Raw genomic sequence first — 26,513 nt, forward strand, 5'->3', positions numbered from 1 at the left:
CTGGGGTACCGCCGTCTTCCCGATGGTCCCCGGTCACGAGATCGCCGGTGTCGTCTCCGAGGTCGGCCCCGGTGTCACGAAGTACAAGGTCGGCGACCGGGTGGGCGTGGGCTGCTTCGTCGACTCCTGCCGCGAGTGCGAGCACTGCAAGGCCGGACTGGAGCAGTACTGCACCGGCAGCGGCATGATCCAGACGTACAACTACCTCGACAAGGACGGCCGGCCCACCTACGGCGGCTACTCCGAGAAGATCGTCGTCGACGAGAACTACGCCGCCCGCATCCCCGACGGTCTCGCCCTCGACGTGGCCGCCCCGCTGCTGTGCGCGGGCATCACCCTGTACTCCCCGCTGAAGCACTGGGGCGCGGGCCCCGGCAAGAAGGTCGCGATAGTCGGTCTGGGCGGCCTCGGCCACATGGGCGTCAAGATCGCGCACGCGCTGGGTGCCGAGGTCACGGTCCTCTCCCAGTCCCTGCGCAAGAAGGACGACGGCCTGCAGCTGGGCGCGGACCACTACTACGCCACCAGCGACCCGAAGACCTTCGAGGAACTGGCCGGCACCTTCGACCTCATCGTCTCCACGGTCTCGGCCCCGCTCGACTTCAGCGCGTACGTGAACCTGCTGAAGATCGAGGGAGCTCTGGTGAACGTGGGCGCTCCGGAGGGGCCGATCTCCGTCAACGTCTTCCCCCTGATCATGGGCCGCAGGTCGATCGCCGGCTCCGCCATCGGCGGCATCGCCGAGACCCAGGAGATGCTGGACTTCTGCGCCGAGCACGGCTTCGGCGCCGAGATCGAAGTGATCGCCGCGTCCGAGATCAACGAGGCGTACGAGCGGGTACTGAACAGCGATGTGCGGTACCGGTTCGTGATCGATACCGCGACGATCTGACCCCGGATTCCCCACCACAGTCCCTGTGTCCTTGTCGGGCCGCCGCACTACGGCCCGACAAGGACACAGCCATGAGGAACGCAGGCGCATCCGAGCCATTACCGGATTCATCCCGTTCCCGGCAGGGAGGAATTACTCCCTGGGAGAATTCCTTCCCCCTCGCTTTCTCTACCCAGGCCTGGCTCAAGACGCAGAAAATGTTGCTTACGGGCCCATCTTGAGAGAAATTCAGGCGCCCGGAGTACCACACATCAAGCACCCTTGCCGAGAAATCAGGAGCGCACCATGACCGAACTCGACATGGCCGAGCTGGCATTCAACGGATTCGTCGGGCAGTGGACGGAAGGCACCACCGACGGCCGACGCGCGCCTCTGCTGCGCCGGCCGTCCGAACTGGGCCTGGCCTACGAGGACGTGACGTTCCCGTCGATGGACGGCGTGCCTCTCGAAGGGTGGTTCATCCCGGCCGACTCCGACCGGCTGATCACCCACAACCACTTCTCCCCCGGCAACCGCTACGGCTACCCCGGCCACCTGCCCGGCTGGGACCGCTTCGGAGGCTTCGAGGTCAACTTCCTCCCCTCCTACAAGGCACTGCACGACGCCGGCTACAACGTCCTCGCCTACGACCTGCGCAACCACGGCATGAGCGGGTACGGCAACGGCGGCATCTGCACGATCGGCCTCACCGAGTACCGCGACGTCATCGGAGCCCTCCGGTACGCCGCGGCACGCCCCGACACCAAGAACATGAAGAAGGCCCTGCTGTCGGTGTGCCTGGGCGCCAACTCCACCGCAGTGGCCTGGACCAAGCACCCTGAGGAGTTCGCCGAGATCCAGGCGCTGGTGATGCTCCAGCCGTTGGAGGGCCGTTCCATCGGCGAGCAGTTCTCCAAGGCCCTCGGCTTCAAAGGCGGTTACGACCGGCTCGACCAGGCCGTGCTGGAACGCACCGGATTCCGTCTGGCAGAGCAGTCGCCTGCCAAGTACGCCTCCGCCATCACCGTGCCCACGCTGGTGGCGCAGGAGCACGACGACGTCATGACCACCCCCGAAGCCGTGCAGGCCGTCCACGACGCCATCCCCGTCGAGGACAAGCAGATGCACTGGATCCACGGCAGCACCCGCCGCTTCGACGGCTACAACTACTTCAGCGAGCACCCCGAGGTCGCTGTCGACTGGTTCGACTCCCACGTCCGCTGACGAACAGCAAGCACCTGGCGTGAGCAGTGCTCGCGGAAAGCCGACCCGGGGCTGGCCTCGGGTCGGCTTTCGTCTGTCGCGGCTCAGCGGCGCCGCAGACGCACTACGGGCACCAGGTTCAGGAGCAGCCCGATCGCGGCGACGCCGGTGACCAGGTTCAGGCCGGGTCGGTAGGCGGTGAAGTCGCCGCCGCTGTCGCCGGCTTGAGCGATCACTGCAGTGAGGACGGCGAGGACGAGGGCGGCGCCGACCTGGCCCGAGGTCTGCACCAGGCCGGAGGCGAGGCCCTGTTCGGAGTCGTCGATGCCTTCGGTGGCCTGGGCCATGATGGCGCTGTAGCCGAACGCGAAGCCGCCGCCGAGGAGCAGCAGGGACGGGAGCATGGCGGTGACGTAGTCGGGCGAGGAGCCGGCCGTCGCCAGAAACCAGACGTAGCCGAGGGTCAGCGAGGTCATCGAGGCGATGATGAGCGGTGCCGTGCCGAAGCGGTTGACGAGCCGACCGGTGAGGGGCGAGCCGACGGCGACGATCAGGCCGACCGGCAGCAGCGCGAAGGCCATGCGCAGGGGCGACCAGCCGAGCCCGTCCTGCAGGAACAGCGTCATCATGAACTGGAAGCTGAGGTAGGAGCCCATCAGCGCGACGATGCTGAGGTTGGCCCGGACCGTGGTGGCCTTGCGCAGGATGCCGAAGCGGACCAGCGGGTGCCGGACCCGCTGCCCGATCAGGACGAAGGCGAGCAGCAGCAGGGCGGCGACACCGAAGGCGGCGAGCGTCGCCCCGGAGGTCCAGCCCGTCTGGGGGGCGGTGACCACGGCGTAGACGGCGAGCAGCATGCCTGCGGTGAGGGTGACCGCCCCGGCCGGGTCCTGGCCTCCGGTCTCGGTGCGGCGGTCGCGCGGGATCAGCAGCAGGCCGACGACGAGCGCGAGCAGGGCGAGCGGGACCGGCATGAGGAAGGTCCAGCGCCAGCCGATCCCGGTGAGCAGACCGCCCAGGATCAGGCCCGAGGAGTAGCCCAGGGCGCCGAAGAGGCTGAAGACCGACAGCGCCCGGTTGCGCTGTGGGCCCTCCGGGAACGTCGTGGTGAGGATCGACAGGCCGGCGGGCGCGGTGAAGGCGGCGGCCACGCCCTTGACGAAGCGGGTGGCGATCAGCAGCGAGCCGCTGTCGACGAGGCCGCCGAGCAGCGAGGCGGCGGCGAAGACGGCCAGCGCGACGAGGAAGACGCGGCGGCGTCCGAGCAGGTCGGCGGTGCGGCCGCCGAGCAGCATCAGGCCGCCGTAGCCGAGGACGTAGCCGTTGATGATCCACTGCAGTGAGCCGGTGGCCATGCCGAGGTCGTGGCCGATGGAGGGCAGGGCGACGCCGACCATGGAGACGTCGAGGCCGTCGAGGAACAGCACGAGGCACAGCACGGCGAGGACGGCCCAAAGGCGGGCGGTCCAGCGGGGTTCGGGGGCGGCCGAGGGCAGCGTCCCGGGGCGGGACTGGGTCAGGGACATGGGGAGGTGGATCTCTTTCCTGGCGGATGAGCAGGCAGGTCGGACGCCTCGGCGCTGAGGGAACCGAATCTGTCGGTGGGAAGAGGGCCGAACCGGGGCGGGGACGCGCAGCGCGGTGGGCCTCGTGACGAGCGTGCCAGGAGAGCCGTACACGAAAAAAGGGAGAGCCTCTTCCTAGGCGCGGGGCGCGTAGGAGGAAAGGCTCCCCCTTTGCAGGGAATACCTGGGGCGACGGTCAGGCGGAGCTGTCGCTGGTCGAGTGGCTGGGGTCCGCCGCCCAGGAGGCCAGCATGCGCAGGCTGTCGTGGGTCGGGGTGCCGGTTTCCGCGGTCCAGACGATGATCTGCAGGTCGGGATCGGCGGCCCAGGTGACGGCGTTCCAGTCGAGGTGCAGGTCGCCGACGACGGGGTGGCGCAGGTGCTTGGTCCCGGTGTCCCGGACGGCGACGTTGTGGGCGGCCCACCACTGGCGGAACTGCTCGTCTCTGACCGAGAGTTCGCCCACCAGGGCGGCGAGCTGCCTGTCCCCGGGGTTGTTGGCGTTGTGCATCCGCATCTGGGCGATGGCCAGCCGGGTAACACCCTCCCAGTCCGCGTACAGCTCGCGCATCGCGGGGTCGGTGATCAGCAGCCTGATGTAGTACCGCTGCTTCTCGGGGATCTTGCCGAAGTCGGTGATCAGGGCGGCGCCCATGGCGTTCCAGGCGACGATCTCGGTGCGCGGCCCGATCACGAAGGCGGGGGTGTGCGCCATGTCGTCGAGCATGCGCTGCAGTTGCGGCTGGGCCTTGAGGCGCGGCTGCCGACGGGGAAGGCGGAAGTCGTCCTTGGCCGCGAGCTCGTAGAGGTAGGCGCGCTGGTCGTCGTCCAGGTGCAGCACGCGGGCCAGGGATTCCAGCACCGACGGCGACGGCTGGATGCGGCCCTGTTCGAGGCGGGCGTAGTAGTCGGTGCTGATGGCCGCCAGTACGGCGACCTCCTCACGGCGCAGGCCCGCGACGCGCCGCGAGCCGCCGTCGGGCAGGCCGACGGCGGCCGGGTCGAGCTCGGCGCGGCGCGCCTTGAGGAATTCCCCCAGATCGTGGCGGTGAGGATCGCGGTTCATGCCACCACCCTGGCATCGGAAAGCGGCGTTGTCAGGGGGAGAGATTTGTCCCTGGAAGTCCTCACCGTCGAGAAGGGGCTGCCCTGCGGGATCAGCGGACGCGGGTCCACTTCCCGTGGAGCTGGACGAACTCGCCACCGATGACGGAGCTGGCCATGCAGGTGCCCTCGGTGTAGTCCTCGATGTGGGTGACATGGTCACCGGCGTCGGGCTCGGTCCAGCGGACGACGAACAGGCCGTCGCGGAGTTGGGTGGTGGTGTACTCCATCGTCTGCTTACGGCCCTTGATGGCGCCGCCCGTCACCTCGAAGCTGACCTGGGTCGCCGAGTCGAAGGTGATCTCCACCGTGAAGTGGCCGAGCGGGGTGTCCGGGCCGAGGTCCGCCAGCCAGGTCTGGCCCACGCTGGGGAGAGTCGCGTTGCTGTCCATCGGTACTACCTCTTTCTTTGAGCCTTTGAGCGGTGGTGCGGGGTGGCGTCAGCCGAGGATCTTGACGACTTCCTGGGCGAGCGGGACGGCCGAGGCGGGGTTCTGGCCGGTGATGAGGGTGCGGTCCACCTCGAGGTGGGGGGCGAAGTTCTCCTCGCCCTTGTGGTAGTCCGCGCCGACGTCCGAGACGAGGCGGTCCTCAAGCAGCCACTTCGCCCGGTCGGCGAGGCCGTTCTGGATCTCCTCGGAGTTGGACAGACCGGTCAGGCGGTAGCCGGAGAACGGGGACTTGCCGTCGGCGTCCACGCTGGACAGCAGCGCGGCCGGGCCGTGGCACACCAGCGTCACGAGCTTGCCGGAGGCGAGCCAGTCGCTGAGCAGCTTGCCGGCCGCGGGGTCGTCGGACAGGTCCTCCATCGGGCCCCAGCCGCCGGGCACGAACACGGCGTCGTAGTCGTCGATGTTCACGTCCTCGATGCGGACGGGGTTCGCCAGTTCGGTGGCCTCGCGCAGGGCGGTCTTCATCTGCTCGGCGCCCTCCTCGCCCCCGTTGAAGTCCGGCGTCAGGCTGAGGGCGTCGGCGGTCGGCGGGACACCGCCCGGGGTGGCCGCGGCGATCTCGTAGCCGGCCTCCTTGAAGACGCCGTACGGGCCGATGGCCTCCTCGGCCCAGAAGCCGGCCGGCTGCTCGAACCCGTCGGCCAGGGTCCAGTGGTCGGCGGCGGTGATGAGGAAGAGGATCTTCGTCATGGGTTTCTCCCTGGGGGCGGTCAGTTGTTCGCGGCCTGCTGGACGACGTGGCTGTCGGCGGCCTGGATCAGGTGGGTGAGCTTGCCGTCGCCGACCGTCCACAGGTGGATGAAGCGCGCGTCGAACTCGGCGCCGGACTTGGACACCGCGTGGTAGTGGCCGCGGACGAACACGTGCTCACCGGCGTCGTAGAACTCCTCGGCCACCGCGCCGAAGGAGGTGAAGCTGGGCGCGAGGCGGCCGAAGAAGTCGGCTCCGGCGCTCGCCCAGGTCTTGTAGACGCCGCCGTAGGGGAAGCCGGGGGTGATGTCCCAGACGATGTCGGGGTCGATGACCTCGGCGACCACGTCCGGGGCCATGCCGGAGTCGTAGAGACGGCGGACGAGAGCGAGGTTCGGGGAGTCGGACATGGTGCTGCTCCTTTGCGGGTCAGGCTGCGGGTGAGGTTCTCGGGTTCAGGCGGCGAGGGCGGCGCGGCCGGCGCGGAAGAAGGCGGTCTGCTGCGCGACGCGGGCGCCGAGGCCCTCGGCGGTGGCGATGTCCGACTTGTGGACGGCCTCCGGGCCGGCATCGGTCGGGGTCTGGGCGCCGGCACCGACGAAGTAGCCCAGACGGTTGATGTCGTCCTCGCTGCCCTCGGTGGAGGCCCAGCCCGGCTGCACGCCCAGGCTGACCCAGTGCATGCCGTGCTGGGCGGCCATCGTGAAGAAGTAGCCCAGGGTCGAGGACTTGTCGCCGTTCTTGGCACCGGAGTTGGTGAAACCAGCGGCGATCTTGTCGACCCAGGTCTGGGTGAACCAGCGCTTGCTGCTCGCCTCGGCGAAGGTGTGGAAGGCGGCGGAGGCGGTGCCCATGTAGGTGGGGGCACCGAAGATGATGGCGTCGGCGGCGTCCAGCTGCGCCCACTGTTCGTCGGTGATCGTGTCCACGGGGATGGAGATCACCTCGGCACCGGCTTCCGCGGCACCGCGCGCCACGGCCTCGGCTATGACGGCGGTGTGGCCGTAGCCGGAGTGGAATGCGACGGCGACCGTGGGGCGGGAGGTGGAGGACATGGGGGTATTGCTCCTCGAAAAGGATCTCGAAAGGGATTGCATGAATCGTGCTCTGGAAGCATGGCACGGAATTCAGCAGCGAAGGTAGGAAGGATTTGTCCCTGGCTTTACGCCGGGAATCTCCTGCCGATTTTACGAATTCATGGCGGGGGTCGCCGTCCAGGAGGAAAGGAAGCGCAGTCCCTCGTAGGTGCGCGAGTCGGGTTCGGCGCTCCAGACGATCAGCTGCTGATCGGGGTCGGCCACGCAGGTGAGGGCGTCCCAGGCGAGGGAGAGTTCACCGGCGACCGGGTGGTTGAACACCTTGGTGCCACCGGTCCGGGGCACCACAGGGCGGCCTCCCCACCACTGGCGGAACTGGTCGTCGTGCACCGACAGCTCACCGACGAGGTCGGCCAGTCTCCTGTCGTCGGGACGGGCCGCGGCCTGCTGCCGCAGCACGGCCACGGCGTTGCGGGCGGAGTCCTCCCAGTCGGCGTACAGCGTTCTCATGGCCGGGTCGGTGAAGAGCTGCCGGACGTAGTTGCGCTGCTGCTGGGGGGTCTTCGCGAAATCGGTGCCGAACAAGGCGGCGGCCGTCGGGTTCCACGCCAGGATGTCCAGGTGCCGGCCCAGGATCATGCCGGGGGCCACGCTGAGCTCGTTCAGCACGGTACGCAGCCGCGGGTGCGCCTTCTGCGGGGCCCGCCGCCGCGCCCGGCTGGCCTCCCTTCCGGCCAGCTCGAACAGCTGGTCCCGCTGGGCGTCGCTCAGGTGCAGGACCCGGACGAGCTCGGACAGCACGGACGTGGACGGGGCCATGCGCCCCTGCTCCAGGCGGGTGTAGTAATTGGTGCTGATGGCGGCCAGCATGGCCACCTCGTCCCGGCGCAGGCCGGCCACACGCCGACGCCGGTCGGTTTCGGGCAGACCGACCGTGCGGGGGCTGAGCTCGGCCCGGCGGGCCTTCAGGAATTGGCCCAGCTCCTTACGGTGCGCACTGCTGTTCATACTGGCCAGTCTGCGCTGTCCGCCACTCGGCTGGGTAGGAAGGTTTTATCCCTGGATACATCTCTCCCGGGGTGGAATTCTTCTCTGTACGGGTCCTGCGGGCGGTGACAGAGTCAGAGACCGGCAATTGTTTTTCACAGCCCGTCGACACTTCTGTACACCCTTATGGCCATCGTCGACGAATCCGGCACGTCCGGGTGACACCGCTGCCCGAGAAACGCTTCAGGAGAAAAGACATGCGCGCAACCGTGATCCACGCCCCGGGTGACATCCGGGTGGAGGACGCCCCCGAGCCCAAGATCGTCAACCCGACCGACGCGATCATCCGCACGGTCGCCACCTGTGTGTGCGGCTCGGACCTGTGGCCGTACCGCGGCCTGGAGCCGGTCGGCGACCCGCACCCGATGGGCCACGAGTACGTCGGCATCGTCGAGGAAGTCGGCAGCGAGGTCGGCAACGTCAAGCCCGGCCAGTTCGTGGTCGGCTCCTTCGCCACGTCGGACAACACCTGCGCGAACTGCCAGAAGGGCTGGCAGTCCTCCTGTCTGAACCGCGAGTTCATGGGCACCTGCCAGGCCGAGTACGTGCGCATTCCCAACGCCCACGGCACCCTGGTCGCCACCGACGAGCACCCCTCAGGCGAGTTGGTGCCGAGCCTGCTGGCCGTGTCCGATGTGATGGGCACCGGCTGGTACGCGGCCCTCGCCGCCGAGGTCAAGCCGGGTTCGACGGCCGTCGTGGTCGGTGACGGAGCCGTCGGCCTGTGCGGTGTCATCGCCGCCAAGGAGCTCGGCGCGGAGCGGATCATCGCCATGTCCCGTCACGAGTCCCGGCAGAAGCTCGCCCTGGAGTTCGGCGCCACCGACATCGTCAGCGAGCGCGGCGAGGAAGGCATCGCCCGCATCAAGGACCTCACCGGCGGCATCGGCGCCGACTCCGTCCTGGAGTGCGTCGGCACCTCCCAGTCCATGAGTCAGGCCCTGCACTCCGCGCGGCCCGGCGGCAACGTCGGCTTCGTCGGCGTCCCCCACGAGGTCGCCGTCGACGGCCAGGAGTTGTTCTTCTCCCAGGTCGGCCTGCGCGGCGGCCCTGCGCCCGTGCGCCGCTTCCTGCCCGACCTGATCGACCGCGTGCTGTCCGGCCACATCAACCCGGGCAAGGTCTTCGACCTCACCCTGCCGCTGGAGCAGGTCGCCGAGGGCTACAAGGCGATGGACGAGCGCCGCGCCATCAAGGCCCTCCTCACGCCCTGACCCGGTCGCCTCGTGGGCGTGAGCTGCGCCGGCCGCGCTCACGCCCACGAGGGCACCCCCCCCGCCGCACGGTCGTACAGGAGCAAGCCCATGACGGCCTGGACGAACGACGAACTGACCCGGATCGAGTTCGCCGAGGAACTTCGGATGGCCCCCTCGCGCAGCGACGGAACGCCGCGCACACCCGTGCCGATCTGGGTCGTCCGCGACGGAGACGACCTCTACGTACGCTCCTTCCGCGGCAGCGCCGGCGCCTGGTACCGGGCGGCGCGGGCCAGCCACGAGGGCCGTATCCGCTCCGGCGGCGTCGACAAGGCCGTCACCCTCGTCGAGGTCACCGACCCCGGCGTCAACGACCGCATCGACACCGCCTACCGCACCAAGTACGGCCGCTACGGAGCGAGTTACATCGATCCCATGGTGGCCTCGCGGGACACGACCCTGAAGCTCGTACCGCGCTGACCTACAGGAGACAAGAACCACCGTGCTCGGTCTTGAACTCGTCGTGGTCCTGGGCGTGGCCGTGCTGGTGGGCAACGTCGTGGGACAGCGCCTCGGCATCGCCCCGCCCGTCGTCCTGCTCTTGACGGGTGTGCTGCTGGGGTTCATCCCGGCAGTGCGGCAGGCGCAACTGCCACCGGAGGTAGTGCTGTTGCTCTTCCTTCCGGTGCTGCTGTACTGGGAGAGCCTGACCACCTCCCTGCGGGAGATCCGCACCAACCTGCGCGGCATCCTGCAGCTCAGTACCGTCCTCGTCATCCTCACCGCCTGGGCCGTCGCCGCAACCGGGCACACCCTCGGGCTGCCGTGGGGGCCGGCGTGGGTGCTCGGCGCGGCCATGGCGCCCACGGACGCGACCGCGGTCGGCGTCCTCGCCCGCGCCCTGCCGCGCCGTCAGGTCACCATCCTGCGCGCGGAAAGCCTGATCAACGACGGCACGGCCCTGGTCGTCTACGGTCTCGCCGTCGGCATCACGTTCGGCGAGGAACACCTGAGCATGCCGCACGTCGGCGGGCTGTTCCTGCTTGCCTACGGCGGCGGAGCCCTGGTCGGGGTGGTGGTCGCGTGGGTCAACATGAACCTGCGGCGCCGCCTGACCGATCCGCTGCTGGGCAACCTGGTCATGATCCTCGCGCCCTTCACCTCGTATCTACTGGCCGAACTGGTCGAGGCTTCCGGTGTCCTCGCGGTGGTCGTCAGCGGCCTGATCATGTCCCAGGTCGCCCCGCGCATCATCCGGGCCGAACACCGCACGCAGGCACTGGCGTTCTGGCCACTGGCCACCTTCATCATCAACGGGGCGCTGTTCGTCCTGGTGGGGGTGGAACTGCAGTACGCGGTCCGCGACCTGGGCCGCGCCGATCTCCGGGACGCGCTGATCGCGGTGGGTGCCATCTGTGTGGTGTTGGTCGCCGTGCGCTTCGCGTTCCTGTACGCCTCCACCTACCTGGTCCGCGCGCTCGACCGCCGCCCCCAGCAACGCATGCTCCGCGTCGGTCACCGGACCCGCGTCGTCAACGGGCTGGCCGGCTTCCGGGGCGCGGTCTCGCTCGCGATGGTGCTCTCGGTGCCGCAGACCCTCGACTCGGGCGAGCCGTTCCCTTACCGCAGCTTCATCGTCTTCGTCACTTCCGGCGTCATCCTCGTGACGCTGGTGGTGCAGGGGCTGCTGCTGCCGGTGGCGGTGCGCTGGGCGAAGCTGCCGCCGGACACGTCGGTCGACGAGGAACACGACCTCGCCGAAACCGCCGCGATAGAAGAGGCGATCAAGGCGATGCCCCAACTCGCCACCGATCTGCGGTCCGAACCGAAGATCGTCGAGTGGCTGCGGCAGGAGTACCAGGCGCACTTGGCGTCGGTACGGGCCAGGAACGCGGGCGCCACCGACGACCCGGCACAGCTCCAGCACCAGGACTACCTCGCACTGCGCCTCGCCCTCATCGCGCACAAACGCGCCACCGTCGTCCGGCTCCGCGACGAGCGCCGGATCGACGACACCGTACTGCGCCGTCTGCAGGCCGCCCTCGACAGCGAAGAGGTGCGCCTGTCGGGAGGCACGGCGGTCGAATGACCCATACCAGGAAGGACCTTCCATGAAGGCCATAGGACTGACTGAATTCGGCGGGCCCGAGGTACTGCGGGTCCTGGACCTTCCGGTCCCCCAGGCCGGGCCAGGCGAGATACGGATCCGCGTACACGCGGCGACGGTCAACCCCGTCGACACGCTGGTGCGCCGCGGAATCGCCTTCGTCTCCGACGCCGAACCGCCCTACGTCCCCGGGATGGACGCGGCCGGCGTCATCGAGCAGATCGGCGAGGGAGTCGACACCGATCTCACCGTCGGCGACCACGTCATGGCCGTCGCGGTCGTCTCCGGAACGCACGGAGCGTACGCCGAGCACCTGGTCGTGCCCGTCGATTCGGTGGTCCGCGTACCGGCGGGCACGACCACCATCGAGGCCGCCACGATCCCGATGAACGGACTGACGGCCCGTATGGCCCTGGACCTGCTGGAACTTCCCACGGGCGCCACCGTGGCGGTCACCGGAGCGGCCGGCGCGGTCGGCGGCTACGCCGTCCAGCTGGCCAAGGCGGACGGGCTCCGGGTGATCGCCGACGCGGCTCCGAAGGACGAGCAGCTGGTGAAGGAGCTCGGCGCCGACGTGGTCCTGCCTCGCGGTACCGAGTTCCCGGAGCTGGTGCGCAACGAAGTGCCCGCGGGTGTCGACGGACTCGTCGACACGGGGGGTGTCGCGGGCCTCACCATCGGCGCGGTGCGCGACGGCGGCCGGGTGGCGTCGTCGGTCGGCGGTATCCAGGTGCCCGGTGAACGCGGCATCGAGGTCCGGTTCACGTTCGTGCCGCAGTACGCCCGCGAACGCGCCCAGCTCGACCGCCTCCGCCGGCTGGCGGAGGAAGGCCGGCTCACCCCGCGCGTCGCTCGGACCCTGCCTGCCGACGAAGCCGTCGAAGCACACCGGCTACTGGAGGCCGGTGGCCACCGGGGACGGCTGGTCCTGACCTTCTGAGTGAGGCCGAAGGCCACCCGCGGCGCCGATAAAGACGCGTCCTCGGACGGCTTCGGCACGGCGGTGCATCCGCGGTCCAGAACAGCACCGATGGTCCAGAACTGGCTGTTGAGCGGACCATTCCAGTGGCCGTCGGCACGCAGCGGCGACTCTGCCACGGCTCGTGGACCGAAGCCGGAGGCGAGGCCGTGCTTGACAGGCCGGTTGCCGCCAGAGTGCAGGTGAGTCGTGCTGCTCGGCGTCACGCCCCAGGGCAGGGGGCGTCAAAGGGCTTGCCGCCCCTGATGAGGGCGTGCGGCACGCGGGCCTCGGTAGCCGTCAGACTTTCTTCCGCTTCTTCGCGGGTGCGGCTGTGCTGCCGCGCACGGTCAGCGTGGTGGCGATTTCCACGCCGATCTGCGCCGGCCTCTCGCCGCGGCCGAGACAGAGCGCGAGCTCGGTGGCTGCCGCCGCCATCTCCGTCAGCGGCTGGTGAACCGTCGTCAGCGGTGGGTCCACCCACGCCGCGACAGGGAGGTCGTCGAATCCCACGACGCTGAGGTCGTCGGGAATGGTGAGTCCCAGTTCGCGGGCGGCCTGGTAGACACCCAGTGCCTGCAGGTCGTTCGAGGCGAAGATGGCGGTGGGCCGCTCGCTCCGCATCAGCAGCTCACGCGCGGCTTCGCTGCCGCCTTCCCTGGTGAGCGGTGCATTGATCACCAGGCCGGGATCGGTGGGCAGTCCTGCTGCCTCCAGGGCGGATGTGTAACCGGCCTGCCGCGCACGGAAGCAGGAGACATCCCGGGGGCCACCGATCATCGCTATGTGGCGGTGCCCGAGGTCGATCAGGTGCCGGGTTGCCGACTGACCACCACGCCAGTTGGTGGCGCCGACGAAGGGCACGTCGTCGGGCGGCTCCTCCGTCGGGTCGAAGACGACGAAGGGGATGCCCTTGGCGCTGAGTTGCTCGCGCTCCTCGTCGGACAGCTGGGCCACGGACAGCACGCAGTGCGGTCGGCGGCCCACCATGTCCTCCACGGTCCGGGTGGGTGCGTCATGGAGCCCGAACTCGGAGACCATCACGCCCACCCGGTTCTTGCTGGCCACTCGCTCGACGCCACGGATGATCTCGACCGCCCACAGGCTCTTCAGTTCGCGGAACACCAGCTCCATGGTGGCGTTGCGGCTGCCCGGCGGCTTCTTGTAGCCGTAGCGGTTGATCAGTTCCTCGACGCGGGCGCGGGTGTCGCTGGAGACGCCTGACCGGCCGTTGAGCACCTTCGAAACGGTAGGGATCGAGACTCCGGCCGTCTCCGCGATGTACGCGATGGTGACCGGCCCCCGCGGTTCCTCCGGGGTGCCCGGCGCGTGCTCCGTCGACACGTCCGACCCGTTGTCCGCCACGCTCGCCCGCCCTCGCTGCCGCCGAACGATCGCATCCGGGTTCACGGAGGGAATGCCCAGCACTTCATGTTGTCGTTGTCGCCAGACGCATTATGGCACTTCAGGCCGGTGAGCGATGGCGCCCTGTGTTTCTCATTCTTGAATCGAGGCGCTTTATGTTTCGCTGGCTCCCGTCACCGTGGTGCCGGAGCGGGTGACCTGGTACGTCACGGTGGTGCCGCTCCAGAAGTGGAAGGTGAGGGTGACCGGGGCGCCGTCGGTGAGGCTGCCCAGGAAGTCCGAGGTGAGGTCGATCGCCCCGCCGGGGTAGTCCGGGGAGAACGTCGCGTTGAACTGCTGGTAGGAAGTCCAGGTGGCGGTGCCGGCATTGGACCCGTCCGCGTACTTCGCTTCCATGGTGGCCAGTTGGTCACCCCGGAAGGCTGTGGGGATGACCAGGCCGCTGCTCGTGCCGGACGCGTCCGAGAGCACGGGGGTGTCGTACGTGCGGATGTGGACAGGCCAGGGCAGGCCGCAGGAGAAGCGGAATTGGATGGTCGAGTCCAGCCCGTAGGCGCGATCCCCGGCGAGGCGGGTGAGAGCGGCGGCGGTGAGGGTGATCTGGTCGCCGGAGACGGTGTAGTCGCGGCCCGGGGTGAGCTGCCGGTCACCCTGCCACACACCACGGAAGGATGTTCCGTTCAGGTTCAGGGTGAGCGTCTGCGCGCCGATGGTGCCCGACTTGGGCAGGTACACGGTGTCGCTGGAGGCGGTCCCGGAACGCGTGGTCCAGGCGGACCTGATCCGGTTGATCAGCTCGGGATCACGCCACTGCAGTGTGTCCCTGTTGAGGTAGTTGAAGGCGTCCCACAGCGCGGTGGTGATTCCGTTGCCCCGGGCCTCGTAACCCAGTTGTTCGAAGTACTTGAACCCCTCGCCGCGCTCGATCATGGCCGGGTGGTGGAAGTCCGGGTAGTTGAGGAGACCGAACTCGCCCAGGTACACCGGGATGCCCTTGGCTACGAAGATGTCGTGCATCTGCGTGAAGGCCTGCGTCATGTCCTGCTGTGAGGTGGCGTCGAAGCGGGTGTAGCCGGCGATGTTGACGCTGAAGGGCCAGAAGCCGTAGTAGTGCACGGTTGCGACGAGGTTGTCGTCCTTGAGCGACGCCATCTCGGCGGCGAGGTCCTCCATCAGCGACTTGCTGGGCGTGGCGTACACGGTGGGCAGGAGCAGCAGCCTGTTGGTGTTGCCGCCGCCGGAGGCGCGGACGATGCGGTGGAACGAGGTGTTGAGTTCGTCCAGCAGCTGTTGCTTCTGGGCGTCGGTGGCGTTGTTGAACTGCGGCTCGTTGACGCTCTCGAACAGCAGGAGGCGCGGCTCGTCCCGGAAGGCGGTGGCGATCTGGGTCCAGGTGGCGTCGAACCGCGCCAGCACCCCGTCGTGGTCGGAGGGCATGTCGGCGATCCACTCCCACGAGTCGTGGTGGACGTTGAGGTCCACATAGAGGCCGTCGGCGATGGCCCAGTCGATGACCTGCTTGACACGGTTCATGAAGGTGGGGTCGATGGTGTACGGAGCCGTCGACGACTGGTGACCGCTCCAGGTGACGGGGATGCGGACGCTGCGGAAACCCTGGGCCTTGACCGTGTCGAGCAGGGCCTTGGTGATCGGCGGGTTGCCCCAGGACGTCTCGTCCGGGATGGCGTCCAGGGTGTTGCCGAGGTTCCAGCTGGGCTGCATGGCCTTGACGGCGGCCATGCGATCAGAGGGCACGGCGGACGCCTGGGGCGTTTGCGAGGTGGCGAAGGCTGCGCCACCCCAGGCGAGATGGGTCGCGGCCACGAGCGCGAGCAACAGGCCGACGCAACGGCGGAGCGGTCTGCGGCTTCGGCCGTTGGTCTCATGCCCACGTCTCGTGAGGCGTTGCGTCTGGTACAAGGTACGGTCCCTTCTGTGCGGGCGGGTGGTGGTGCGAGGTGTGGATCGGAACTCCTCGTCAGTGGTGAGCAGGGGTGTAGTCGAACCAGTCGAAGTGCACGGCGCCGTCGACGGCGTACAGGCCGACGACCCGGCCGGTGAAGCCTCCGGCGACCTCGGTCGAGAGGTAGCGGCCGTCCAGCGAGGCCACGTCCGTCGTCGCCCCGTCGGATGCCTCGATGCCGAAGACCAGGGAGTCGGGGCCGGTACGCGAGTCGTGGGGCTCGGGTGCCTTGTCGGTGCGCACGGTGAGCACGACGGGACCTGCGGGCAGCGGAAGTTGCGCCGCCACGGAGCGCAGCGACCCGACGCGGGCGATCACCCGGACGGTGCCCTCGGGTGCCGCCTCGATGGCGTAGTGGTGCCGGTCGTCCAGGCGGACGGCCAGGCCCCCGGTGCCCTCGGAGCAGTCGACGAGGGTCCGCGCCTCAAAGCCGAGGTGCTGCTGGCGCCGCCCGAGGAAGATGACGTCGGGTTCGTCCAGGGAGGTCCCGCGGGCCCGCAGGGTGAGCCAGTTGGAGCGCTCCTTGGTGGTGTAGTGCTCGGCCGGACGGTCGTGGAGCGAGATCCAGCAGGGCTGCAGCTCGTTCGAGTCGAAGTCGTCGCGCTCGTCCGGCGCCGCAGCCGGTACCAAAGGCCAGGGCATCGTGGGGATTTCGGGGTTGACCTCACCGACGACGGGCCAGCCGTCGGCCCAGTCCACGGGAGCCAGGAAGGTCTCCCGGCCCAGGATGTGCCAGCCGGGGGTGCCGCCCTGTGGGCGGACGCCCAGCAGCACCATCCACCAGGAGCCGTCCGTGGCCTGGACGAGATCGGCGTGGCCGGTGTTCTGGATCGGCCGGTTGGTACTGCGGTGGGTCAGGATCGGGTTGGCCGGGCAGGGCTCGAAGGGGCCGTTGGGGGAAGTGCCGCGAGCGATGGAGACGCCGTGGCCGCGCTCGGTGCCGCCTTCGGCGATCATCAGGTACCAGTAGTCACCGATCCGGTACAGGTGCGGGGCCTCGGGTGCGGCGGCACCCGGGGTGCCGGACCACACCGGCTGCGGCTCGCCGAAGGTCTCGCCCGTGCTCGGGTCGATACGGACCTGGGCGACCCCGGAGATGGTGCACCAGCAGTTGCCTTCCGCGTCCCAGGCCAGGTCGGGGTCGATGCCTGGGACTCCGGGGAGACGGACCGGGTCGGTCCAGGGGCCGGCGGGGTCGGTCGCGCTGACCACCAGGTTGCCCTCCCCGGGCGCGACGTTGGTGACGATCAGCCAGAACCGCCCGTCGTGATGGCGCAGGGTGGGCGCGTAGAGACCGCCGGAGGAGGGGGTGTCCCGGGGCAGGCGGAGCTGACTGGGACGGTCCAGGGCATTGCCTATCTGGGTCCAGTGCACCAGGTCCCGACTGTGGAAGAGGGGGATGCCTGGGAAGTACTCGAAGCTGGAACAGGCGAGGTAGTAGTCCTCGCCGACACGGCAGACGCTGGGGTCGGGGTGGAAACCCGGGATCACCGGATTGGCGGCTGAAGCCGCCGCGCGCTCGTCGTACACCTTGTCAGGTCCCTTCAGTTCTTGGTGTGTGGTTCGGTGGATCTGCACGGCGGTTCAGGGCGCGAAGGTCAGCGTGCGCAGCCCCTGTTCGCCGGTGAGGACGATCCGCAGATCGTGTACACCCTCCAGTTGCTCGGCCAGAGGGGCGGTGACGGTGGTCCAGGCGTAGCGGTCGCCGGTGGCGGGCACCTCCAGGGCCGCCAACCTGCGCTCTCCCGCGTGGAGTTCGAGCACGGCGGTGGTGCCCTCGCCGGTCCGGGACACCTCGACCGCGAGCCGGACCGCGCCGGTCAGGTCCACCTGGTGGAAGAGCAGCGTCGCGGCCTTGCCGGCCGGGGTCACCGCGTCGCCGTCCTCGCGGGTGGCGTCGACCAGGGCGAGGTCTTCGTAGTCGTCGAAGTCGACCGCGCGCAGTGGGCCTGCGACCGCGCGGCGCGACCGCGGGGCGGGCCCGGTGACGGTCAGCTCCACGGTCAGCGCGGGAGCCGCCGCCGAGTGGGCGAGCACCAGTTCGTAACGGCCGGGGTCCACGGTGAAGGCGCCGGTGGTCACGTCCCAGTGGGAGAGCGCCTCGGCGACCGGCAGCCGGAATTCCAGCTCCGTTGCCAGGCCCGCTTCCAGGCGCGCCTTGCGGAAGCCGACGAGTTTCAGCCGAGGAGCCTGGTATCGGGCGTCCAGGGCGCGGGCGTAGAGCTGCACGGTTTCCGTGCCGGCGCGTGCACCGGTGTTGCGCAGCGAGACCCGGACCCGGATCTCGCCGTCCTGACCCAACTCTGCCTGTTGCAGGGCGAGTCGGGTGTAGTCGAAGCGGGTGTAGGAGAGGCCGTGGCCGAAGGCGTAGAGCGGGGCGGCGCGGTGGTACTGGTACGTCCAGCCGGCCTTGATGATGTCGTAGTCCAGGCGGCTGGGCAGCTCGTCGTCGCCCCGGTACCAGGTCTGCGGCAGCCGGCCGGCCGGGTCGGCCTCGCCGCGCAGTACCCGGGCCAGGGCCCGGCCTGTCTCCTGGCCGGCGTGCGAGATCCACAGCACCGCGGGCACGTGCTCGTCGGCCCAGTCCAGCGCGTAGGGGTAACTGGACATGACGACCAGCACGGTGTCGTCGTGGACCGCGACGACCTCGCGCAGCAGCCGGTCCTGCTGGGGCGGCAGTCGCAGGCCGGCCCGGTCCGTGGTCTCCTTGCCGTTGATGTGCGGGTCGTTGCCGACCACCACGACGACCGTGTCGGCGCTGCGCGCGGCCGCGACGGCCTCGGCGATGCCGTCGCGCACCACGGTCCGACTGAACCGGACGGCCTGCTCCGAGGTCTCGGCGGTCATGGTGAGCACACCGGTGTCCGGATCGACCTGGGCGTAACGGCTGTTGCAAATGTTGAAGAGGAGTTCCGTTCCGTCCTCTGCGGATTCGAGGCGGAAAGTTTCGTGGACCTCCCATTCACCGGGCTGGTCCCGGTCGGCGGCGACCTGCTGGTCCTCGTCGCGCAGAGAGGCGTAACGGCCGGTGGCGGCGGAGCGCAGGGTGAGCACATCCAGGTCCCAGTCGAACAGGTCCCACTGGGCAGCGGCGTCCGTGTCCTGGGCGTCCGTCACGGTCAGCCGACCCTCCGGCCCGACGGCGATGACGGCGCGTCCGTCGGCGGTGCGGAGCACGATCCGGTCGACGCCTTCGACGCCCTCCACGCCCAGGCCGTCGGCGACGGTGATCCGGTACGGGTGGGTGCCGCTGTACCAGTCCTGGAACAGGGTGCGGGCGAGCGGCCCGACCACGGCCACGCGGCGGTCCGCGGCGAGCGGCAGCACGCCGGTGTTCTTGAGCAGCACGACCGACTCGGTGGCCGCGCGCAGCGCGAGCGCCTGGTGTGCCGGGGAGTTGACGGCATCCCATCCGATGCCCGCATACGGGTCCTGTTCGGGGTCGAACTCGCCGAGCCGGAAGCGTATAGACAGCTGGCGGCACACGGCCTGGTCCACGTCGGCCATCGACAGCAGGCCGCGCTCCAGGGCGGCGCTGATCCGGCCGAAGGTGGGGGCGCTGTCCTCGAAGTGGTCGGTGAAGCTGTCGATGCCGGCCTTGAGCGCGGCGGCGTGCGACTCGGCGTGGTCGTCGAAGTAGTGCTCCGGGTCCACCAGGTTCGACGGGGCGTCGGCGTCGCTGACCACGAAGAGTTCGTGGCCGGTGGGCTTCGCCCACTCCCGCAGCTGCTGCTTCAGGAGCGGACTGACGTGGCAGGGACGGCCGTTGACCAGGTTGTAGGCCGCCATCACGCCGGTGGCCGCGCCGGTGGCGATGGCGAGCCGGAAGGCGGCGAGGTCGTACTCGTGCAGGACCCGGGGCCGCAGGCCGGAGGAGGTGGTGCAGCGGTCGTCCTCGTTGTTGTAGGCGAGGAAGTGCTTGAGGACCGGCGCGGTGCGCAGGTGGTCCGGGTCGTCGCCGGACATGCCGCGGCAGAAGGCGGTGCCGAGCCGGGCGGAGACCAGGGCGTCCTCGGAGTAGCCCTCTTCGTTGCGGCCCCAGCGCGGGTCGCGCAGCAGGTTCACCACGGGGGCCCAGCCCTGGAGGCTGTTGCGGCCTGTGCCGACGATCGGGGGGCGGTGGTGGTGGAAGGCGCGCTGCTCGACGGAGATGGCCTCGGCGACCTCGTGGACCAGGTCCTCGTCCCAGGTCGCGCCCAGGCCGACGGCCTGCGGGAAGGTGGTGGCCTCGCCGAGCCAGGCGACGCCGTGCAGGGTCTCGGTGCCGGTGCGGAACTCGGCGACGCCCAGGCGGGGAACCGCGGGCGAGTACTGGTGCAGCATCGCGATGCGTTCCTCCGGCGTGAGCCGGGAGAGCAGGTCCTCGACACGTTCGGCCAGCGGGAGCCCCGGGTCGCGGAAGGGCAGCGTGGCGGATACGGCGGTACTCACAGGTGAAAGTCCCTTGCAGAGTGCGTGGCAGGGGGACGGCGCCGTACGGCCGGGTCGCAGCGCCTCGGGGCGGTGTTGAAGCGCTTCGACGCTGACATGGGGTCATCGGACTGTCAAGAGAAAGTTTCCAAGAAACTTCGCACGAAAAGCAGCGCTTCGGTTTCTCACAGGGCCCTTGCCTGGTACCGCAAGCCGCGCTTAACCTCTCGGCAATGTCGAAGCGCTTCGACAGGCGGACCCGATCCGCGCTGCGTTTCGACGCCATCGAAGCCGCTCACGCCTCCTGCGCCGAAGCCCTGACCATGAAGCCGGCCAACGGCAACGACTACGCGACCATCGTCCCGACGATGACCGCGTCCAAGAAGCTGCCGGACTGGGTCCAGCTGCCCTCCTGGTGGAACGCCGCCTTCAATGTCAGTGAGCTGGTGGGTACTCAGCTGGCGGACCTCACCCCGTACCTGTCCGGCGACAAGATCAAGAAGTACCCGAACCTGGCCGCAATTCCCACCGGCGCCTGGCAGGCCGCCGCCTGGGAGGACAAGATCTACGGCATCCCCTCCTTCGCCGGCGGCATGGCCGTGGCGGGGGCCGTCTACTTCCGCGCGGACATACTGGGGGCGAAGGGCGTCACCGCGGACCAGGTCAAGTCCGCCGACGACCTGTGGAACCTGGGCAAGGAGTTCACCGACGCCAAGCGCGGCGTGTGGGCCTTCGACGACGTGTGGACCTACCTGTACCAAGCGTGGGGACTTCCCTACAAGTTCACCATCAACAAGGGCAAGCTCGTACACAAGTACGACATGCCCGAGTTCCTGGAAGCCCTGAACTGGCACTACCGGCTCGCCAAGGCCGGTTACATGCACCCGGATGCGCGGGCGGGCGACACCAACAACGGCCTCTCCCGGTTCTATGCCCGAAAGTCCTTGATCGAAGGCGGCGGCACCGGCGCGTGGAACCTGGCGGACCACCAGTCCGGCGTCGCTGCGAACAAGAACTACCGCCGTGGAGCTTTCGACATCATCTCCGCCGACGGCAAATCCAAGCCTCAGACCTTCCTCGGCCCCTCCACCAGCATCATGAGCTACCTCAACGCCAAGCTCAAGGGCGACCAGATCGAGGAGCTGCTGTCCGTCGCCAACTACCTAGCCGCGCCCTTCGGTTCAGCCGAGTACACGAAGGTCGTCTACGGCGTCGAAGGTGTCCACTACACGATGGTGAACGGCATCCCCTCCTACACCGACGAAGGCAAGAAGACCGCACAGCAGCAGACGTTCAACTTCCTGGCCTCCGCCCCGCAGGTCGTCAGCAACCCGGGTGCCAACGTGGTGACCGAGGACTACACGGCCTGGTCGGCCCGGACGGTGAAGTACGTCTACAAACCGGTGTTCTGGAACATGAACATCACCGTGCCCAAGCGCTTTGCCACCGCCGACACCGCGCAGGCCGTCGAGGACGCCATCAAGGACTGCTACCACGGCATCAAGAAGGTCTCCGACGTCCAGGCCGCCATCGCGTCCTGGAAGTCCAGCGGCGGCGACCAGCTGGTCCTCGCCGCCGTACTGGTGCCGCTCTACATCGTCGTGCTCACCAGCTTCTCCACCCCCGGGGACATCAACCGCGCCGGCGGACTGGTGCTCTGGCCCGACGGATTCACTCTCGGCGCCTACCGGCAGATGCTCACCGACGGCCCCGTCACCCGCGCCGTCCTGGTCAGCCTCTGCATCACGGTCATCGGCACGGTGCTGTCCATGGTGGTCTCGGTGATGTGCGCCTACGGACTCTCCCGGTCCCGCTCTCTCGGCCACCGCAGCATCCTGATGGTGCTGATCGTCACCATGTTCGTCAGCGGCGGCCTGATCCCCACCTACCTCGTCGTCACCGGCCTCGGCGGCTACGGCCAGTACTGGGCGCTGATCCTGCCCAGCGCCGTCTCCGTCTTCAACATCCTGGTGCTGCGCTCCTTCCACTCCGGCACCGCCGCAGACCTCATCGACGCGGCACGGATGGACGGGTGCAGCGAATGGCGCATCCTCTGGTCGGTGGTGCTGCCCACCTCCCGCGCGGTCACCGCGGTCGTGGCCCTCTTCTACGCCGTCGGCTACTGGAACGCGTTCTTCAACGTGATGCTCTACATGCCGACCGACAGCGCCAAGTGGCCACTGCAGTACGTACTCCTGCAGTACGTCAATTACGGCTTGACCATGCCCGGATCGGTCAACAACGGCTTCGGCGTTATCCACGCGCAGACGGCGCCCCAGTCGCTGCAGATGGCCGTGGTGGTGCTGACGCTGATCCCGATCCTGCTTGTGTATCCCTTCATGCAGAAGCACTTCAAGACCGGCGTACTCACCGGGGCAATCAAGGGCTGACCCGCTGAGCAGCCGCAATCCGAGTCCGCACCACGACCTCCTGACACTCGGTACGCATCGCGATCCCGAGTGTCAGGAGGCACCTCTTGAAACGGACGAGGCTTTACGCGAAGACCCGCTCAGTTGATGCGGACGATCTTCGGCGATACGGCAGCCCACGGACAGTGCTTGGAGCGCGGACTTGACCTCCGCGTCGGGCAGCCGGTCCAGTGCCTCGGCTTCCGCGGAGCGCAGACCCGTCGAGGTGTGCGAGGCGGCGCGGGCCAGCTGCCAGTCCTCGATCTCGGCCGTGGCGGCGAGCGGCGGTCGGTTCCTCTGTGCGCGACGGGAGTTGAGGAAGGTGGTGGTGAGGATGCGGTAGAGCCAGGCTTTGAGGTTCGTGCCGGGGCGGAACTGGTGGAACGAGGAGTAGGCCCTGACGTATGTGTCCTGGACCAGGTCCTCGGCGTCCGCTGGATGGCAGGTCATGCGCAGGGCAGCGAAGTACAGGCCGTCGAGGTACTCCAGGGCGGAGGCGAAGCCGGGCTGTCGGTCCGGTGTGAACTCCCTCGCTGCCAGGGCCCGTTCGGTTGTGGTGGTGGTCATGATGGCTCCCTCCAGGGGCGCGGCACCGGCCTGGCGTCAGGCTTCGGCCACCCGTATGTCGGAGACGGGCTGCGTGAAGCGGGGCAGTGCGGCGACCCCGACGGCAAGGAGGGCGACGATGCCCATGTGCAGGTACTCCACGGCGGCGAAGGCGTGGGAGACGCCATGCGGTGCGAGGCCGATGTACAGCGTGCCGACCGTGGCCACACCGAGCGCGAGGCCGCTCTGCTGCAGTGTGATCAGCGTGCCGCTGCCGATGCCGCCGAGGTGGGCGGGCACATCGGCGAGCACACTGCGGAACAGGCCGGCGAACAGCATCGACTGGCCGGCCCCGGCCAGGGCCAGTGGGGCGGCCATGGCCCACAGGGATACGTGCGGCCAGTCCATCAGGAGGACCGCGACCAGCCAGGCCAGCCCGGCCAGTTGCAGTAGTGCGCCCGTGGACATCGCCGCGCGCCCGAAACGGGAGATCAGGCGCGGAGCCAACACGGAGCCGGCGAAGAACAGCAGGGCCATCGGCAGGATCGCGAGGCCGCCGTGCAGGGCGTCGGCGTGCAGCCCGTCCTGGACGGTCAGGGCGAAGACGAACATGAACGCCCCGAAGCCGATGCTGAAGGCCAGCACCATGAGCAGCCCGCGGGACATCGACGGTAGCCTCAGCAGGGACGGCGGCAGCAGCGGAACCTCGCCACGCCGCTCGGCCCTCTTCTCGACCGCATAGGTGACGGCTCCCAGGACGACGGCCAGGGCGAGCAGCATCGAGGTCCACCAGGGCCAGCCGAGCGAGTGCCCCTCGGTCAGTGGGACGAGCAGGGCGACGAGGGTGGCGGCGAACAGCACCGTGCCGGGCAGGTCGACGCCAACCGGGTGTTCGGAGCGCGTGGCCGGCACGATCCGGGCGGCGACGAGCAGGACCACCAGTCCGATGGGCACGTTGACCAGGAAGATCGGCCGCCAGGAGGTGCCGGCGATGTCCGCGCTGACCAGCAGCCCGCCCACCAGCTGACCGACGACGGCGGCAATACCCGAGGTTGCCCCGTACAGGGCCAGGGCGTGCGCCTTGCGTTCGCCTTCCAGGGTGTGGTGGAAGGTCGCCAGCACCTGCGGCACCAGCAGCGCCGCGGTGGCTCCCTGGACGATCCGGGCCGCGATCAGCACGCCGACACTCGGCGCAAGTCCGCAGGCCAGCGAGGCCAGGACGAAACCGATGAGCGCGGCGAGGAAGAGCCGGTGACGGCCATAACGGTCGCCGAGTCGGCCGCCGAGCACCAGCAGGGCTGCGTAGGCGACGCCGTATCCGGCGATCACCAGCTGCAGCGAGGCCGCCGAGGCGTGCAGGGAGCTGTCGATGCTGGGCAGGGCGACGTTCGTGATGAAGAAGTCCATGATCGGCAGGAAGGCGCCTGCCAGGAGGATCAGCACGCCGACCGCGGACAGTTCCACGGTGTGGTGCCTCGCCCGGTGTCCGGTGGCATGTGTGTGCGTTGTGGCCATGGCCGACCTTCCCAGAGAGGAGTTACTTACTCGCGCTCGCAACTATAAGTTTGCGTGCACTCGCAAGCAATGACGGCTGAGCCCTCCCGGGAGAAACTTACTCGCGCACGTAACTTCTTACCTTCCCCCGCGGCGTCACCGCCCTCGAACTCGGCACCTGGGGCAGGTTCGAGCGCCTCAACCGCCAGGCGGGCGGCACCTGCGCCGATACCGCCACGCGAAAAGGGGGAGATGCCGCACCCCGGCGTCTCCCCCGATTTCCCACGCCCGCCAGCGCATGCGAGTCACGAGAAGCGGGCGCGGTCCGGGGTCAGGGGTTCTGCGCGATGCGCTGGAACGCGACGGCGAGCTTGCCGAGGTCGACCCCTTCGAGCTGGTCGAAGAAATGCCGGCGAACACTGGCCTCGTGCACCGGCGTGGCCTCCTCCAGTCGCGCCAGACCGGCCTTGGTCAAAACGGCGTTGAACGAACGGGCGTCCTGAACGGACTGCTGCCGCCCGACGAGACCTTCGGCTTCGAGACGCTTCACGGTGCGCCCCACGGCCGAGGGGGACTGCTGGCAGAGTTCTGCCAGGTCGCTCAGCCGCATGGTGCGCTCGGGCGACTCGGAGAGGAACATCATCGCGATGTACTCGGCGTGACTCAGCCGCTGAGACTTCTCCAGGTCCTCGTCGAAGGCCCGCATCAGTGCCGCCATCGCCGGACGCAGAGCCCGGATCACGCTCCGCTCGTCGTCGGTCAGACCGACGGCATCATCGTCTCGCATGTATCGCAGCATATATAATAGTTACTAGCGCAAGCAATCTTGCATGGGGTCGGGGCGCCGATCGCGCCGAACCTGCTCTTGGCCGCAGCGTGCCTCGCGGCGACCGGCATCGGCCCGGGTAATTCATGCAGAACGGCACCCCGGGAGAGGAAGACACTCCGCGTCCTCCTCATACGTCCTTTTGCGGAGAACTCGGTGCCTACGGTCTCCCTGCCCCGCTCCGTTCACCTCACTGAGCGACAGGAGCGGGGCGCCGCTACATCGTGTCCACCTCGGTGAAGACTGATGGCCGGCAGCCTTGAGCCGTCGATGTCCGCCCGAGGGATGGGAGTCGGGCAGGTTCTCAGTCACAGTGGACGTACTCGGTCGAGGGAGAAGCCGTGGCGGGGGAAAGAAGACCGATGACGGAACCCGGTCTGTTCGAGCTGGAAGCCGTCGTGGTGGGGCAGCCGAAGCGTTCCCGGTGGCGCACATACGTGGGCCCTGCCCTGGCCGTGTCCACCGTGGAGGGGACCCCGCTCGCCTTTGTCACGTACACCGACGACACGTACTTCGTCCTCAAGGAAACGTCCGGCGAGTTCATCGTCCGTATCGAGCAGTTCGGGCCGGTGGGGTTCCGCTTCATCGACGCCGCGGACCGGGAGGTCGGCACCTCCGGTCCCCGTGGACTCATCAAGACCCGGCAGTTGAGCCTCCAGACGGAGCAGGGGCGCCAGCTCCTCCTCACCCGGCTGGGTCTCCTGCACACCGAATGGCATCTCACGGAGACCGATCCGCAAGGGGGCCCGGCGCCGGAGATTCTCGGCCGGGTCACGGTGAGCACCATCGACTCGTGGATCGGGTTGCAGCAGTACGTTGTCGAAATGGACCCTCGCCTGGACGCCTGCGAGCGGCGGACCGTCGTCGCCTCGGTCGTCTGTCTGCACCTGCTCCGTCGGCCTCCGGGCGAGAGCGCCGCGCCGGCGTGAATGGGGCCCTGGTGCTGTTTGGTATGGGTGGGCTGGAAGTACAACGGGACGTGCTGGCAGCGCAGTTCGGGGGGATTCTGCCGCACCCCGACGAGCGGCAGCGTCGTCTGCTGATAGGAGCGGAGGTCCGGTCACTCGGCCACGGAGGAATCAGGGCGGTCGCCTTGGCCGCCGGTGTCCGTGAGGCCACCGTGTCGCTCGGGATACGGGAACTCGACTCCGGAGGGGATCCGTTGGGACGCATCCGCTGATTCGAAAATCCACCGTCCCGTTTCCGTAGCCGCTGGTCAGGCGACGCCTTCCGCTTGTTGGAGGGTGACCTGGTAGCCGAGTTGGTTGAGC

Annotated in this window: 21 protein-coding genes and 2 pseudogenes; 9 read left to right on the forward strand and 14 right to left on the reverse strand. The window is 68.8% G+C overall.

Annotated elements, in window-relative coordinates:
* Nucleotides 1–892 (forward strand): NAD(P)-dependent alcohol dehydrogenase (locus ACWC09_RS48400; protein ID WP_450858224.1); only part of this gene is annotated, 892 nt, incomplete at its 5' end.
* Between the two features lie 285 nt (nt 893–1,177).
* On the forward strand, nt 1,178–2,095 hold the full coding sequence (locus tag ACWC09_RS48405) for an alpha/beta hydrolase family protein (RefSeq protein ID WP_450858225.1): 918 nt from the start codon (nt 1,178–1,180) through the stop codon (nt 2,093–2,095).
* Nucleotides 2,096–2,178: 83 nt separating this feature from the next.
* On the opposite strand, the gene ACWC09_RS48410 is transcribed toward ACWC09_RS48405, so the two are convergent.
* From ACWC09_RS48410 to ACWC09_RS48440, 7 genes are all read right to left on the reverse strand, one after another.
* A complete protein-coding gene (locus ACWC09_RS48410) occupies nt 2,179–3,600 on the reverse strand; it encodes an MFS transporter (protein WP_450858226.1) in 1,422 nt (473 codons plus the stop codon).
* Between the two features lie 235 nt (nt 3,601–3,835).
* Complete coding sequence (locus ACWC09_RS48415) at nt 3,836–4,705, reverse strand: helix-turn-helix transcriptional regulator (RefSeq protein WP_450858228.1); 870 nt, start codon at nt 4,703–4,705, stop codon at nt 3,836–3,838.
* Between the two features lie 91 nt (nt 4,706–4,796).
* Nucleotides 4,797–5,135, reverse strand: coding sequence for a MoaF-related domain-containing protein (locus tag ACWC09_RS48420; RefSeq protein WP_266421262.1), 339 nt, complete (start codon nt 5,133–5,135; stop codon nt 4,797–4,799).
* A 48-nt stretch (nt 5,136–5,183) separates the two neighbouring features.
* Nucleotides 5,184–5,885: a type 1 glutamine amidotransferase domain-containing protein gene (locus ACWC09_RS48425; RefSeq protein WP_450858229.1), complete on the reverse strand. Its 702-nt coding sequence runs from the start codon at nt 5,883–5,885 to the stop codon at nt 5,184–5,186.
* A 20-nt stretch (nt 5,886–5,905) separates the two neighbouring features.
* Nucleotides 5,906–6,295 (reverse strand): nuclear transport factor 2 family protein, encoded by a 390-nt coding sequence (locus tag ACWC09_RS48430; RefSeq protein WP_450858231.1) that lies wholly within the window; start codon nt 6,293–6,295, stop codon nt 5,906–5,908.
* A 45-nt stretch (nt 6,296–6,340) separates the two neighbouring features.
* Nucleotides 6,341–6,940, reverse strand: coding sequence for a flavodoxin family protein (locus tag ACWC09_RS48435; RefSeq protein WP_272176065.1), 600 nt, complete (start codon nt 6,938–6,940; stop codon nt 6,341–6,343).
* A gap of 132 nt (nt 6,941–7,072) precedes the next feature.
* Nucleotides 7,073–7,930 carry a helix-turn-helix domain-containing protein gene (locus ACWC09_RS48440; protein ID WP_450858233.1) on the reverse strand — a complete coding sequence of 286 codons (858 nt, stop codon included), beginning with the start codon at nt 7,928–7,930 and terminating at the stop codon, nt 7,073–7,075.
* Nucleotides 7,931–8,166: 236 nt separating this feature from the next.
* On the opposite strand from ACWC09_RS48440, the gene ACWC09_RS48445 reads away from it, so the two are divergent.
* The 4 genes from ACWC09_RS48445 (at nt 8,167) to ACWC09_RS48460 (ending at nt 12,212) form a co-directional block, all read left to right on the forward strand.
* The gene (locus tag ACWC09_RS48445) at nt 8,167–9,183 is read left to right on the forward strand and encodes a zinc-dependent alcohol dehydrogenase family protein (protein WP_388842429.1); all 1,017 of its coding nucleotides are present in this window, start codon (nt 8,167–8,169) and stop codon (nt 9,181–9,183) included.
* A 90-nt stretch (nt 9,184–9,273) separates the two neighbouring features.
* Nucleotides 9,274–9,645, forward strand: a complete 372-nt coding sequence (locus ACWC09_RS48450) for a DUF2255 family protein (protein WP_450858234.1) — start codon at nt 9,274–9,276, stop codon at nt 9,643–9,645.
* A gap of 22 nt (nt 9,646–9,667) precedes the next feature.
* On the forward strand, nt 9,668–11,254 hold the full coding sequence (locus ACWC09_RS48455; RefSeq protein WP_450858235.1) for a Na+/H+ antiporter: 1,587 nt from the start codon (nt 9,668–9,670) through the stop codon (nt 11,252–11,254).
* Nucleotides 11,255–11,276: 22 nt separating this feature from the next.
* The gene (locus ACWC09_RS48460; RefSeq protein ID WP_450858236.1) at nt 11,277–12,212 is read left to right on the forward strand and encodes an NADP-dependent oxidoreductase; all 936 of its coding nucleotides are present in this window, start codon (nt 11,277–11,279) and stop codon (nt 12,210–12,212) included.
* Nucleotides 12,213–12,530: 318 nt separating this feature from the next.
* On the opposite strand, the gene ACWC09_RS48465 is transcribed toward ACWC09_RS48460, so the two are convergent.
* The 4 genes from ACWC09_RS48465 to ACWC09_RS48480 all read right to left on the reverse strand — a co-directional run bounded on the left by ACWC09_RS48465 (nt 12,531) and on the right by ACWC09_RS48480 (nt 19,989).
* The gene (locus tag ACWC09_RS48465) at nt 12,531–13,595 is read right to left on the reverse strand and encodes a LacI family DNA-binding transcriptional regulator (RefSeq protein WP_450858237.1); all 1,065 of its coding nucleotides are present in this window, start codon (nt 13,593–13,595) and stop codon (nt 12,531–12,533) included.
* Between the two features lie 153 nt (nt 13,596–13,748).
* On the reverse strand, nt 13,749–15,350 hold the full coding sequence (locus ACWC09_RS48470; protein ID WP_450858238.1) for a cellulase family glycosylhydrolase: 1,602 nt from the start codon (nt 15,348–15,350) through the stop codon (nt 13,749–13,751).
* Nucleotides 15,351–15,573: 223 nt separating this feature from the next.
* On the reverse strand, nt 15,574–17,088 hold the full coding sequence (locus ACWC09_RS48475) for a glycoside hydrolase family 43 protein (protein WP_450858239.1): 1,515 nt from the start codon (nt 17,086–17,088) through the stop codon (nt 15,574–15,576).
* A 54-nt stretch (nt 17,089–17,142) separates the two neighbouring features.
* Nucleotides 17,143–19,989: a glycoside hydrolase family 3 C-terminal domain-containing protein gene (locus ACWC09_RS48480; protein ID WP_450858240.1), complete on the reverse strand. Its 2,847-nt coding sequence runs from the start codon at nt 19,987–19,989 to the stop codon at nt 17,143–17,145.
* A 212-nt stretch (nt 19,990–20,201) separates the two neighbouring features.
* Between ACWC09_RS48480 and ACWC09_RS48485 the strand changes: the two genes are divergently transcribed.
* Entirely contained in the window at nt 20,202–22,358 is a 2,157-nt protein-coding gene (locus ACWC09_RS48485) for an ABC transporter permease subunit (protein ID WP_450858242.1), read from the forward strand.
* Nucleotides 22,359–22,499: 141 nt separating this feature from the next.
* Here ACWC09_RS48485 and ACWC09_RS48490 read toward each other — a convergent pair.
* The 3 genes and pseudogenes from ACWC09_RS48490 to ACWC09_RS48500 all read right to left on the reverse strand — a co-directional run.
* A pseudogene (locus ACWC09_RS48490) lies at nt 22,500–22,943 on the reverse strand (sigma factor); the annotation flags it as partial.
* A 36-nt stretch (nt 22,944–22,979) separates the two neighbouring features.
* Nucleotides 22,980–24,437, reverse strand: coding sequence for an MFS transporter (locus ACWC09_RS48495; RefSeq protein WP_450858244.1), 1,458 nt, complete (start codon nt 24,435–24,437; stop codon nt 22,980–22,982).
* A gap of 310 nt (nt 24,438–24,747) precedes the next feature.
* A complete protein-coding gene (locus ACWC09_RS48500) occupies nt 24,748–25,203 on the reverse strand; it encodes a MarR family winged helix-turn-helix transcriptional regulator (protein ID WP_450858246.1) in 456 nt (151 codons plus the stop codon).
* Between the two features lie 401 nt (nt 25,204–25,604).
* On the opposite strand from ACWC09_RS48500, the gene ACWC09_RS48505 reads away from it, so the two are divergent.
* On the forward strand, nt 25,605–26,171 hold the full coding sequence (locus tag ACWC09_RS48505; RefSeq protein WP_450858247.1) for a hypothetical protein: 567 nt from the start codon (nt 25,605–25,607) through the stop codon (nt 26,169–26,171).
* A 23-nt stretch (nt 26,172–26,194) separates the two neighbouring features.
* A pseudogene (locus ACWC09_RS48510) lies at nt 26,195–26,419 on the forward strand (ISAzo13 family transposase); the annotation flags it as partial.
* Between the last annotated feature and the right edge of the window lie 94 nt (nt 26,420–26,513).

The organism is Streptomyces sp. NPDC001617 (assembly GCF_053596855.1).